Source organism: Singulisphaera photorubra, assembly GCF_045290345.1.
Classification (GTDB): domain Bacteria; phylum Planctomycetota; class Planctomycetia; order Isosphaerales; family Isosphaeraceae; genus Singulisphaera.
On sequence record NZ_CP155447.1, the window covers coordinates 5,409,145 to 5,421,745 of the forward strand.

Consider the following 12,601-nt stretch of genomic DNA (forward strand, 5'->3'; position numbering starts at 1 on the left):
GTTCCAAAGCTGGCCAAATTGGCTCTGCTTGAACGACTCGCAAGGCCGTCGCGTCGTTAATTTTTAGGAAGGCGATCGTCGAATCCGGGTAGACGTTTTCCGGGGGTGTCGCGGCCCGGCTCTGGGCCGCCACGAGCGACAGACCAGCCAGGCCGACCCAACCGGCCAGGGCGAGGCGGAAAGCCGCCCGCATCGGGGTATGCATTGCTGAAAACTCCGTTTCCACTCGAACTCCACCCCCCGGGCGCACCGGCGGAGGGAACTTGCCACGCCAATCCCCCCAGCTCCCCCATTGCTAGGCGAGTTGGGGCACGTTGTTTCGCAGACAGACCAGAATCAAGAGGGCCGTAGACCCAGCAAAAACCGTTCCCCGGCCCCCTTTGTTTCCTCTCACGGAACTTCGGAACGCTCGGCCGCAGGGGCCGCCGAGACTTTCTCCTTGGACGAATCCTCGTGGGCCCGTGGCGGCGACTCGGCACGGAGCCGGCGCGGCGGGTCGAGGTAGCGATAACCGGTGTTCGGGTTCTCTTTATCAAACGAGAACGCGTCGCGGTTCCGGAGAAAATCCTTCACGTAGTAAATTGGGATCGCGAAACCGAGGTTATCCCCTTGCGTCGCCTTCATGTTGGTAACGCCGATCACCTCGCCCCGCATGTTAAACAACGGCCCCCCGGAATTGCCAGGGTTGATCGCCGCATCGGTCTGAAGATAGATCTGCCCCTCGAAATTCCGGTTCCGCGTGCTCACGATCCCTTGGGAAACACTCCGCTCCAGCCCGAGCGGATTGCCCACCGCAAAAACACCATCGCCGGCATTCAGATCGTCCAGACTACCCAGAACCACGTGGCTGAGTTTCAAATCCTTCTGGGGCGGCAGCTTCAAGAGCGCCAGGTCCACGAACGGATTCAGAGCCACGATCTCGACGTTATCGATTCGACGCCGGGCCAAGCCACTCGCCACGTTCTGGTAGAGCACCGCCGAGATCCGGGTTTCCCCATGGATCACATGGTGATTTGTGACCGTATAGCCATCATCATTGATGATGAACCCCGAGCCCTTGCCCGAGGGAGTCTCGATCGAGACGACCGCCTCGCCAAACTTCGCGACCAGCTCCTTGACCGGCGCGGGACGAAGCGGCCCCAAGTTGAAAAAACCGCTCGCTTCGATTTCGGGCTCGCGAACCAGAGCCGACGCCTGATCCCCGCCGCCGCCGGGCTTGCCCCGTCGCACGACCTGATCGCGGGGGATCCGCACGATATCAAATCCAAGGTCGACAAACAGGGCATTGGCCTTCTCGGCAACCACCTCGCCGGTGACCTCATGCCCGTCCTTCAACCCGATGACTTCGGCCGCCCCCCCTGGTTGCGCCCCACAAAAAACCAACCCAACCAACACAGTGACGGCGACCGGCACGACCAAGCGCATCGTCCGAAGTCCCTTCATCAATAGGTAGGGCGCAGCCCCGATCCGTTTCCAAGCTCCGCCTCGATGCGGCCCCATTGTAAGAATCCAGGCCACGGATTCAACCCAAGAGCGACGAAGGATTTCGGCCCAGAGACACGAATTTTGAAAGACTTATTTCACCCAATCCACTCAATCTGCGCGACCCCCCAAAAGCCGGTGAGGTCGTCTTGACGGAACCGGCGGGCTCCTGTTAGGTTAAGTAGACTTCAATGGATTTTCCTCTCGCATTTTCGTCCTCTACGTCGCCCTTCAGACCAACCCACCGACGCTGGGGAGAATGGCCCGTGTCCACCGAACTGATTCGAGTGGTGTCGATCGCTTTGGCTTTCGTCGCGTTGGGCATGCCTTCCGCCCTGGCGCAGGATGCTCAAGAGCAAGCCAAACCCGAGGCAGCAGCTCCTGCCGATCCGCCCAACAAGGGGAACGAGGGGGCCAAGGAAGTCCTTGAGCAACCCACGCCAATCCCCGACTTCAAGCTTCCCCCATTGCGTACCGTGCCGGTGCGCCGGGGTGCGCCGAGTTTCAACGTGCAGATGGTGGATGCCTCGCTCTTGCCGCGCGACAAGGAGGGGATCTGGGTCCTCGATTTCGCGTTCAAGCCTGTCCGCTTGATTACCACCGAAATTCCGGGTAAGGGACGAAGACAGGTCCATTATCTTTATTATCGTGTGGTCAATCATACAGGCAAGCCGCGGGTGTTCGTTCCGCAGTTTACCCTGGTGACCGACACCGGGAAGCGCTACGAAGACACGGTACTTCCACAGGCGGTTCCGATCATCGAAGCCCGAGAAGACCCGTCCATTCCCTTGCTGGGTGCGGTCAACATCATGGGTACGGTTCCGCCAAGCACGAAGGAAGGGATCGACGACGCGGTTTTCGGCGTGGCCGTATGGGAAGGCGTTGACCCCAAGGCCGACCGCTTCAACATCTACGTCCGTGGCCTATCGGACGGCTATCAGCTCCTCCCCTCGCCCGATGGCGGCAAGCCGACCGTCCGCCACAAGTCGTTGCGAATCGACTTTGTCCGTCGCGGCGATGACCGCAACCTGAGCGAGCGGGAAATCCAGCTCCTCGAGCCGCCCTACGAGTGGATCTACTGGTGACCCAGGTCGCGGACGGCTCCTCTCGGTATCAGGTTGAGCCGTCCGCTACTTGTTGTAACGCACCGGATCGGTCAAACCGAGCCTGGCGAAAGCGTCCAGGCGGAGTGCACACGCATCACAACGTCCGCAGGCCAAGCCCTCAGGCGTTGGGTCATAGCAACTGTGTGTTTGCCCGAAATCGACGCCAAGCTCCAAACCTCGAGTGATGATCTGCTCCTTGCTCATTGTCAGCAGAGGAGCGTGGATCACGAATCGGCCGGTTCCTTCAACCCCTGCGCGGGTCGCCAGGTTGGCGAGCGTCTCGAACGCCTTCAAGAACTCGGGCCGACAGTCGGGGTATCCCGAGTAGTCAACGCAATTCACGCCGAGAAAAATGTCGAACGCCCCGATCGCCTCAGCCCACGCCAGGGCCAGCGATAGGAAAACGGTATTGCGTGCCGGAACGTAGGTGATCGGGATCCCCGAGGCCATCACCTCGGCCGATCGGTCCTTGGGCACTTCGATTTCGTCGGTGAGCGCGCTGGCCCCGAAAGCGCGAAGGTCGATCGCCTGCTCGACGTAGCGAGTGACCCCAAGCGCCTCCGCCACTCGCCGGGCAGCGTCGCGCTCCACGGCGTGCCGTTGCCCATAGAGGATCGTCAGCGCATACACATCGAACCCGGCCGCCCTCGCCTCGGCGGTGGCGGTCGCCGAGTCCAGCCCTCCACTCAGGAGGACAACTGCTTTCTTCGCCCCTTCGGCCATGCTTGTCTCCGTTTGCGTCTCCCAGGCCCACCCATCCTGGTAGATTATCGTCCGCTGGGCAAGCGGTTGCGTTTCCTGGTTTCAGGAACGCATTGGTTCAGCCTCACCTGATTTCCTTCAAAAACGCGTCGAACATTTTTAGTTGGAATTCGACGCTCCCGCTCTGGAAGACCCGGAACTCTGAGAAAAACAGGCGGGAGGGTTTCGCGGCCCCAAACCTTGCTTGAACTTCCCTTGCCGCACAACTGACTCTCCGGCTACAATCTCTCGTTTGGGCGTCGGAGTAACGAGCCAGCTCCAGTGTTCCGGCTCGTGCCCCAACGTGACATGCCAAGAAACGAAGGAAAGTGACGCGATGGCTCACAAGAAGGGTCAGGGCTCTAGTCGTAACGGCCGCGACTCGAATCCGAAGATGCTCGGCATCAAGTTGTATGGTGGTCAGCTCGCCAAACCCGGTAGCATCATTTGCCGCCAGATGGGTACCAAATGGCGTCCGGGAAAGAACGTGGGAGTCGGCCGCGACTGGACGATCTTCTCGCTGATCGACGGCAAGATCAAGTTCGACCAGGAGGGGCGCCGGATCAATGTCGTTCCCCTCGCCACAGCCGCCGCTCAGAACTGAGCACGGATTTCGTTTGCGACGGGAATAGCAATGTTTGTGGATCGGGTAACGATTTACGTGCGAGGCGGAGACGGCGGAAACGGCTGCGTGAGTTTCCGCCGTGAAAAATACGTGCCTCGGGGCGGCCCGAACGGTGGCGACGGAGGGCATGGCGGTAGCGTCATCCTCCGCGCCGTTCAGGGCATTACCAACCTTGCGCACCTGTCGCATCAGCGGCATTGGAAGGCCGATCGTGGTGAACACGGCCAAGGGTCCGGTTGTACGGGTCGGTGCGCTGAGGACAAGGTGATCGAGGTGCCAGCGGGCACGATCATCAAGGACCGCGACCGAGGTCATGTGCTCCGCGACCTGAAAGCGGTCGGCGACTTTGTGGCCGTCGCGCAAGGGGGTCGAGGTGGGTTCGGGAACGCTCACTTCAAGTCGAGCACCAACCGCGCCCCACGGCAGCACGAGGAAGGGCTACCGGGCGAAGAACGTTGGATCTCCCTGGAACTGAAGGTCATCGCCGATATTGGGTTGGTCGGATTGCCCAACGCAGGGAAATCGACCTTGCTCTCCCGAATCTCGCGGGCTCATCCCGAAATCGCCGATTACCCGTTCACGACCAAATATCCTAACCTCGGAATGGTCCAGGCCGGCCCCGATCACGGCTTCGTCGTGGCCGACATTCCGGGACTCATCGAAGGCGCTCACCAAGGCCACGGACTCGGTCACGAGTTCCTCCGCCATGTCGAGCGAACTCGCCTGCTCGTTCACCTCGTGGACGTGATGCCCAGCGACGGGTCCGACCCGCTCGCCAATTACCGAACCATCCGCCAGGAGCTCGAGCGCTACAGCCCCGAGCTGGCGAACCGACCCGAGATTCTCCTGGTGACCAAGATGGACCTGACAGGCGCTGAGGAGTCGAGAGCCCGACTTGCCACGGAGCTGGGTCGTGACGTCCTCTCGATCTCGGCGGTGACCGGTCAGGGAATTCCCACCTTGATCCATCACCTGGTCGACCGCCTGGATGAAATCCCCGACCCGGCTGAAGCTCCTGCCGACGGTCCTCTTGAAACGGCAAACCAGAACCAGGACGGATAGCGTCGTGCTTCGCATCGTCGCCGACCTGGGCAACTCGCGGCTCAAGTGGGGCCGCGTCGATCGAGCCGGGAAAGTGGTCGAGTCCCTGGCGCTTCCCAACGATGATACCGAGGCCTGGGCGGTGACCTGGTCGCGCTGGAATCCGGAGCAAGTCTCCTCCGAGTGGGCAATTACGACCGTCAACCCGCCGGTCGCGGAGCAACTCGCAAGCTTTCTGGCCGACCGGGGGATTCGCGAGACGACCTGGTATCGTTCGGCCGCGGAAGTGCCGACGAGGCATCGGCTCGATGCGCCGGAAACCGCGGGAGCCGACCGGGCACTCGCGGTCGGGGCCGCTGTTGCGATGCACCCGGCCGGACGCCCCGGGCTGGTCGTCTCCTGCGGGACGGCGATCACGGTGGAGCGTGTCAGCTCCGACGGCGTCTGGCAAGGGGGGGCCATCGCCCCCGGCCTAGCCCTCTCCTCGCGCGCTCTCCACCTGCTCACGGCCCAGCTCCCGCTCATTATTCCGTGCGAGGCTCCACCTCCTTGGGGTCGCTCCACTCGTCCTGCTCTCGAAGCCGGCTTGTTCTGGGGAGTGGTCGGCTCGATCCGGGAGTTAGTCACGCGCCAAGCGGTGGGACTGACGCCAAGCCCTTGGCTCGTCTGGACCGGCGGCGACGCCTCGATTCTCGCTTCCACGATCGAGTGGGAGGGGGCCGTCAACGTTCCTGACCTCGTGCTTGAAGGCCTGGCTCAGGTTGCCTTTCCTTGATGCCAGAGAGTCACACCAACCACATCCCTGACTTGCCTCACGAGTCGTTCAGACGCAACCGCTCGCACAGGCGAATCCGATCTGTCTCGAGGCTGCGATGAGCCAGGCCCCCCATTCGCCCGCCGCACGCGTTTGTGTCCTGACCCCCGAAGGGCGTGGGGCGATCGCAGTGGTGCGAGTCTGGGGACCTCAGGCGCTCGAAGCGGCCAACCGCGTGTTTCGCCCCGTCCAGGGCACTTCGCTCGCGCAATCGAGGCCTGGCCGGCTTCGATTCGGTCACGTCGGCGCAGACCTTGGAGACGAGGTCGTGGCCGTCGTTGTCGAAGCCAATCCTCCCGAAGTGGAGATCCACTGCCACGGAGGCTCGGCCGCAGTGGCCTTGGTCATTGCCGCGTTGGAAAAGGAAGGCGCCGAGCGAAGGCAGCCGGTGGCCTGGATCCGGCACGCCTCACGATCCGCCGTCGCGGCGGAGGCGGACGTCGACCTGATGCGGGCGCAAACGACCCGCACGGCCGAGATTCTCCTCGAGCAAGCTCATGGGGCGTTCGAGGCCGAAATCCGAAGCTGTCTCGAACGGCTCGACGATGATCGCCGGTTTTGCATCGAATGCGTGGAGTCTTGGCTCTGCCGCTCGGAGTTCGGGCTGAAACTCGTCTCGGGCTGGCGTGTCGTCCTCTCCGGGCGGCCGAACGTCGGTAAGAGCCGCCTTCTTAACGCCTTGGCCGGCTACGAACGGGCGATCGTCGCTCCAACGCCCGGAACCACACGCGATATCGTCACCGTGCGGACCGCGCTCGATGGCTGGCCTGTGGAACTGGCGGACACGGCAGGACTTCGCTCCTCGAAAGACCTGATCGAAGCGTCAGGCATCGCGCTGGCCCGGGCTCGGCAGGAGGAAGCCGACCTGATCCTCGTCGTCCTGGACCGCTCCGAACCACTGACGGAATCCGACCGGCGGCTCGTCGCATCCCATCAGCAAGCCCTGATCGTCGCCAACAAATGCGACCTGCCGGCCGCCTGGGATGCGGCTCTGACGGAAGCCCTGGTCGTCTCGGCCGAGCGCGGAGACGGGATCGAAGCGCTCGGGTCGGCGATCGCCCGCCGACTCGTTCCTGAACCCCCTCCGCCCGGAGCCGGCGTCCCGTTCCGCCCCGGCCACGTTCGACACCTCAGCCGGGCACTCAAGGCACTCGAAGCCAATGATCTAGCGACGGCGGGGCAAGCCCTCCGTGAACTCCTTGCCCCCTTACCCGACCGTTCCCATCCCAGCCCAGGCTGAGCGACGTAAACACCGAACCCAGGGAGCCGATTGGAGCCCGAGAACGTCATCCCCGATGCGTCAGGGCTCGTTCGGCTCGACGTCTGGAATCATGTCGAGGTCGGCCCCCGCGCGAGGCGAGGGACTATCGCGAGCCAGCCGGACGTCATCACGATTGAGGGTCCAGGCGGGCCGGTCAGGATCCCAATCCTGGAGAAACTTGACATCACCGTGAATCGGATCGGCCTCTTTGGTGCCAATGGCGACCACCCACGACGAGCGGTCGTAGATGGTGGGCACCGAACCCACCTGCGCAGACTGGTCACGGCGGTAGGCGTTGATTTGGTGATAGGCCACGCCATGCCCTTCCCACTTGATCCGGTCACGCAAAGCAGAGAGTGCGTCCTGACCATCCACCCGAAACAAAGGGGCACCTTTGGACGTCGTGGCGAGGATCGAGTCGCGAACGCGGACGTCGGCGATGGGAAGTTCGGGTTCCCCCCCTGCACTCTCGAGTTGAACGAGTCCGCCGGAAGTCCGCGCAGTCACCTGGGTCAGTGAGATCCGAATCGGCTCGGAGGTCATTCCACGAGGAAGCCCATGGGCGTGGACGAGACTTCCGCCGGTCGAGACGATCACATCGTCCAACTCCAGTTCGAGCCGATGCCCGGCGGCCACGTCGACCATGTCGCCCCCCGAGCGAAGCAAGCTGTCCGTGGTCCGGATCACCGCGGCCGAGGGTTCGGGAGCCACGCTCCCCTCCTCGACTTCGTCCTCACCCGTGGGGACCACGACGATGGCCGAATCCACCTCATCCCCCTCGACGGTCACCGTGCAGTGACTCAGACTCAGGTCGGCTCCCCCCCAGACACCAAACACAGCCCAACGCCCCACCCTCGGCGCGTCCTCCTCGGACAGCACGATGTCGATCCCTTCCAGTTGGAGCGAACCTGAACGAAGCTCCAACCAGACCGACCGCGCCGTCGGCGTCTTGGGGTCGGCCGGCGAGGGGCGGAAGCGAATTCGAGGCCGAGTCGCCCCCGGCTCCGCACGCAAGACCCATCGCACGTTGCCTCGGATCGTTGCCGTGGGCAACTCCCAGTCGGCGTCCGCAGCCAGCCGAAGCGTGCCCCCCATCGCGTCCGGCTGATTCAACGCCTTGAGGAACTGATCGGCCGTCCGCAAAATCGCTGAATCGGATTCGGGGAGATTCGGTTTCGAGACCACGGCGGCAGGGCTCGTCGCTTCAACCGGCCTCGATTCGGGAGCAATGCCGGTTCGAGTGGGCAAGGGCTCCTGATCCATGGGAGGCATCAGGGGCATCTCGGGCATCCCGCTCGAATTGAGCTTGGGCTTCGAGGCCGAAGTGTCCGTCGAAGCAGTGGTAACGGTCGTCGGCCGGGGTGGTGGGTCAACCGGTTGGCTTGGTGCCGTGACCGGGATCTCAGGCTTCGTCGTTGCGGGTGGCTCGCGGCGAAGGTCGGGCGTAGTGGTAACAACCTTGACGCCCGAGGCCGTCGCTCCCGCAGGATCCAGACGCGCCCCCAGTGCGGGCGATCCGGCGTGGGTCGCGAGAAGCCGGAATGCCCGCATCGGATTCTGGACATCGCGCGAAGACGCCTGGACGGGATCGGTTTCCTCCCAGACCCGGGCCCGCCCAGACACTGAGTCCGACTCACGGACATCCGCCAGCGAACTCTCCCAGCTCGACCAGTCCCGGATCGGCTCGCGAGGGGAACGAGACCCCGTCGGCTGCAGAAAAATGCCGATTCGGTTGTAGAGGTTACTTCGGCCTCGCCAGTCGAGACTGGCGGGACTGTCGGTCGAGACCAGGGTCGCCTCGCCCTCACGCGGTGGCGCCATCAACGAATCGTCGATGCGAACCCGAGGCGCGGTCCCCTCGAACCTGAAAATCGGCCCTTCCCCGGCGGCGATGCTGACATGCTGAAGCCGGAGCTCGGCCGGCACGGGCCTTGGCGCCTTGCCGTTTTCAAACCAGACCGCGGGATCGACACCTGCCATCGTGCAGTCGCGAAGCGTCAGATCGGCCGGCCCGCTGGCAAGCACGCCCACTTGCCCCCCGTCGAAGTGAGAGTTTTCAATGGCGACGGCCGCAGGGCGTTCACCCGACCAGTTCCCTCTTACCTCGAGTGCCGAGAGACGTCCCCACCACAGCCGCTCCCCTCGCCTGCGGAACAGGCAGCGGCGAACCGTCAGTTCCGTATCCTGGGTGCGAACCGCAGCGAGCGAGTCTTCTTGGTCGCCCGGCTCGAGGATAAAAACAAGTCCCTCAAGGGTCACTCGGCCGCCGACGAAGTCGAGCAGAGCCGACGGAGTGTCGCTCGATGCGTCGGCCTCATGGGAAAGACGGATCTCGGGACGAACCCGTGCGCCTGCCTTGATGGTCAGGTCCCGGTCGTGAAGCCGAGCGGTGGAGAGGTCTTCTCCCCGGTCGCCGATCAGGTAGGGCCCGTCGTCGGCAAGCACCACAACCGACCTTGGTGGTGCGCTGGCGAGAACCTTGAGAAGGTCGTCGCCGGAATCGACGGTCAGCTCGCGCGGTCGAGGATCGGCCCCTTCGGCCGAAGCCAAGGCGGTCGCCTCAGCCGGACCGGCCGGCGTCCGCGACGCTGTAGACTGTGATGGACCTGACGGCCGACGCCCCCCGGCGTTATCAGTGAGCTTCCCATCCCTCTCGGGCGTGGGCCTCGGGAGTGGAACACCGGGCTCCTGGCCCCACCAGATTAACACCAGGACGACCAGCGAGAGCGCAAGGGCAGGAAGGCCCCAAACCAGGTGCCGCTCCCATCCAGGGGGACGAGCCGCGGACATCCAGACCAGGCCTTCGGGACTCACCGACCGCAACCCGAGCGCACCGGCGACAGTCAGCAAGTCGCGGACGAGTTGCTCGGGCGTCTGATACCGCCGATCGCGATCCTTGGCCATCAGCTTGACGAGAATGGTCGCCAGGTCGGTCGGGACGTCAGGGTTGAGCTCCCGCACGTCGGGAGGCTGATCCTCCTGGTGCTGGAGCAGCTTCTGGAGCACCGTGCCATCGGGAAAGGGAGGACGTCCCGTAAGCATATGAAACAGGGTGCATCCGAGCGAATAAAGATCGCTCCGAACGTCGACGTCACGCGGGTCGCGGGCCTGTTCGGGACTAATATAGTCGAACGTGCCCAGGGTCATCCCGCTCTGGGTCAGGCCGTCGTCGCAACCGCGTTCAAAGCGCCGGGCCAATCCCATATCGACGAGCTTGGCTCGCCCTTGGGGCGTGACGATGATGTTCGAGGGCTTGATGTCGCGATGAACGACCCCGCGTTCGGCGGCATGCACCAACGCCCCGGCGATTTGCAACGTAAAATTGATCGCTTCACTGATCGGGAGCGGACCGTTGCGCTCGACTCGCTGGCGGATCGTCGTGCCTTCGATGTACTCGAAGGCGATGTAGTGATACCGATCGTCATGGCCGATCGTGTAGACCCGAGCGATATTCTCGTTGTCGAGCCGGGCCGCGGCGCGCCCCTCTTGATAGAACCGCTGGACCACTTCGGAATCGCCCGCTTGCTCGGGAGGAAGAATCTTCAAGGCGACGTGGCGATCGAGCCGGGCATCGAGCGCGCGGAAGACCGCGCCCATGCCGCCGACGCCGATTGCCTCCTCGAGTTCAAACGAATCGATGTGCTCGCCAGGCAGAGGGAGCGAAGTCGGCGTGACTGCTCCGAGCATCCGCATCCGGTGCGCGGTCGATCCGCTGAGAACGGTCGGCTGCGTCTGGTCTCCCCGCCCCGGCTTGGGGGTCGCTCCGGGAGCCTGCCACAAGCTGGTAGGGTCGGAGCGCTCGGGAGGTAGGAACGGCTCGGGTTCCTGCATCAGCCGGTTCTCTCAAGACGGGTGAATTCAACGATGCGGCACATCCGTTGCAGCAAGCGGGTTGCGAGGGAGACACGGTAAGAAAGGAGCATGCAATCGCGTCGATCCCCCTCAAACTATAGGGGATCGCGATCGACGATGTCAATCGACTTATACCCCATCGACGCGTGCCAAGCCATGTCTCCTCTCATCCTGCAATCGGCGTTGAGCGTGGCCAATCCAACGCGGGTCGACCTCGTCGCCGTCTCAAAATTCCTCGGATTTCTCGTCCGACCCGGATGGATTCGGCCAAACGGCCTGCCGGGGAGATCCGCAATAAGGCGGACTCTCGCAACGGGAAGCATCTCCCTTCCTGGCTTCGATTCCGAGTCGAGCGGAGACCATCACTCGTTCAGGAAAACCATATCGTCTGAAGGGTCTTTCGGACACAACTTTTCCAAGACTTGAGGACCTCGCGCGACTTTGCGAGGTCGATCGTGCCAAAACGCAAACGGCGAGAGCCCAGATTCGCCCGATTGGCGAATCTGGGCTCTCGCCCGGTTGGCTCAGTTCCGACAGGATCAACAGAAAGGGAGACCGAGTCTCAGTAGGAATCTGCGCTGATCACTTCACCCGACCCGACCGACCCCAGAGCTCGCCATGTCGTTCCGTTCACCGTGCTCTTCATGAACCGCACGGATCCATCACCGAAGAGTGAATTGACGCCCCCGGGGTGGTAACTGCGCGAGGTGATCGCCGCGTAGGTTGGCCCACCACTCTTCTCCCCCACGCCGACAAGGTCGACATCGACCGTGGAGGAACCCCCTTTGATGACCTTGTTCGGCGGCCAGGCGGTCGTGAACCCGGTCTCGAGCGCCGCCCCGTCAACCCACTCGGCATGAGCGGTCAACTTCAGGGTGCAGCCCGACGTGTACTCAGGAACGGCCGAGAAGGGATCGGCATTGGGTGACGGAATCATATTCGGTTCCAGCACCGAGGCGATCGTACACGACGTGAGCACGCCTTGATACGTTTTGACTTCCGAGGACACGACCGTATTGCTGAGTCCGTCGGTGAAGTCGGCCAGGCGACGGCTCCGGTTGGCCCCGAACGCGCCTCGATTTCCGGAGGCGCCGATCCCGCCGAACACGTACCAGTCGCCCACGTTCCAGTTATAATTTGCCACGCCGTACTGGCTCGTGTTTGTAGTCGACGTCTTGGGCTCGGGTCGAACTTCGCTGGGGCAGATGAAACCAGCAATGGTGAGCCGAGCCACCGTGGTGTTGTCGGGGACCGAATAGGCAAACGTGAAATTGATCGAGTTGAACGACGAGGCCTGCTCGATGTAGGGGAGCAGTCGGGCCTGAACACTCCAGCCGTTCGACCAGAAACCGGTCCCGTTTTTCGCCACCACGACCGAGGGGGGAAGCACGCTCTGCGTCCCCTCGTAGTTGGCCAGCGCCAGGCCGAGTTGCTTGAGGTTGTTCGTGCATTGAATGCGGCGGGCCGCCTCACGAGCGGCTTGGACGGCGGGCAAAAGAAGTGCGATGAGGACCGCGATGATAGCGATCACCACCAGGAGTTCGATGAGAGTAAAGGCTCGCGCACCGGAACGTCGCATGAAAAGGAACTCCCCCAAGAAATCGCCGCATCGAATAAGCGTGACGCCGGATTGGCGTGACGTCCTCAAGGGTCTCGTCTGACGTCCCGAGTTGCGGCCC

At 63.2% G+C, this 12,601-nt stretch carries 9 protein-coding genes; 5 read left to right on the forward strand and 4 right to left on the reverse strand.

The features are described from left to right. Positions 1–390 precede the first annotated feature (390 nt). Positions 391–1,425, reverse strand: a complete 1,035-nt coding sequence (locus V5E97_RS20470) for a S1C family serine protease (RefSeq protein WP_406693372.1) — start codon at positions 1,423–1,425, stop codon at positions 391–393. Between the two features lie 323 nt (positions 1,426–1,748). On the opposite strand from V5E97_RS20470, the gene V5E97_RS20475 reads away from it, so the two are divergent. After that, complete coding sequence (locus V5E97_RS20475; protein WP_406693373.1) at positions 1,749–2,567, forward strand: hypothetical protein; 819 nt, start codon at positions 1,749–1,751, stop codon at positions 2,565–2,567. 45 nt (positions 2,568–2,612) lie between these two features. Here the strand turns inward: V5E97_RS20475 and queC are convergent, their stop codons facing one another. After that, positions 2,613–3,311: a 7-cyano-7-deazaguanine synthase QueC gene (queC, locus tag V5E97_RS20480; protein ID WP_406693374.1), complete on the reverse strand. Its 699-nt coding sequence runs from the start codon at positions 3,309–3,311 to the stop codon at positions 2,613–2,615. A 355-nt stretch (positions 3,312–3,666) separates the two neighbouring features. Between queC and rpmA the strand changes: the two genes are divergently transcribed. The 4 genes from rpmA to V5E97_RS20500 all read left to right on the forward strand — a co-directional run bounded on the left by rpmA (position 3,667) and on the right by V5E97_RS20500 (position 7,049). Next, positions 3,667–3,933 carry a 50S ribosomal protein L27 gene (rpmA, locus tag V5E97_RS20485; protein ID WP_015249678.1) on the forward strand — a complete coding sequence of 89 codons (267 nt, stop codon included), beginning with the start codon at positions 3,667–3,669 and terminating at the stop codon, positions 3,931–3,933. Positions 3,934–4,020: 87 nt separating this feature from the next. After that, a complete protein-coding gene (obgE, locus tag V5E97_RS20490; protein WP_406693375.1) occupies positions 4,021–5,016 on the forward strand; it encodes a GTPase ObgE in 996 nt (331 codons plus the stop codon). Between the two features lie 4 nt (positions 5,017–5,020). Further along, positions 5,021–5,770: a type III pantothenate kinase gene (locus V5E97_RS20495; protein ID WP_406693376.1), complete on the forward strand. Its 750-nt coding sequence runs from the start codon at positions 5,021–5,023 to the stop codon at positions 5,768–5,770. Positions 5,771–5,867: 97 nt separating this feature from the next. Then, positions 5,868–7,049, forward strand: coding sequence for a GTPase (locus tag V5E97_RS20500; RefSeq protein ID WP_406693377.1), 1,182 nt, complete (start codon positions 5,868–5,870; stop codon positions 7,047–7,049). Positions 7,050–7,109: 60 nt separating this feature from the next. Here the strand turns inward: V5E97_RS20500 and V5E97_RS20505 are convergent, their stop codons facing one another. Further along, complete coding sequence (locus V5E97_RS20505; RefSeq protein WP_406693378.1) at positions 7,110–10,901, reverse strand: serine/threonine-protein kinase; 3,792 nt, start codon at positions 10,899–10,901, stop codon at positions 7,110–7,112. A gap of 583 nt (positions 10,902–11,484) precedes the next feature. After that, on the reverse strand, positions 11,485–12,501 hold the full coding sequence (locus tag V5E97_RS20510) for a DUF1559 family PulG-like putative transporter (protein ID WP_406693379.1): 1,017 nt from the start codon (positions 12,499–12,501) through the stop codon (positions 11,485–11,487). Positions 12,502–12,601 lie beyond the last annotated feature (100 nt).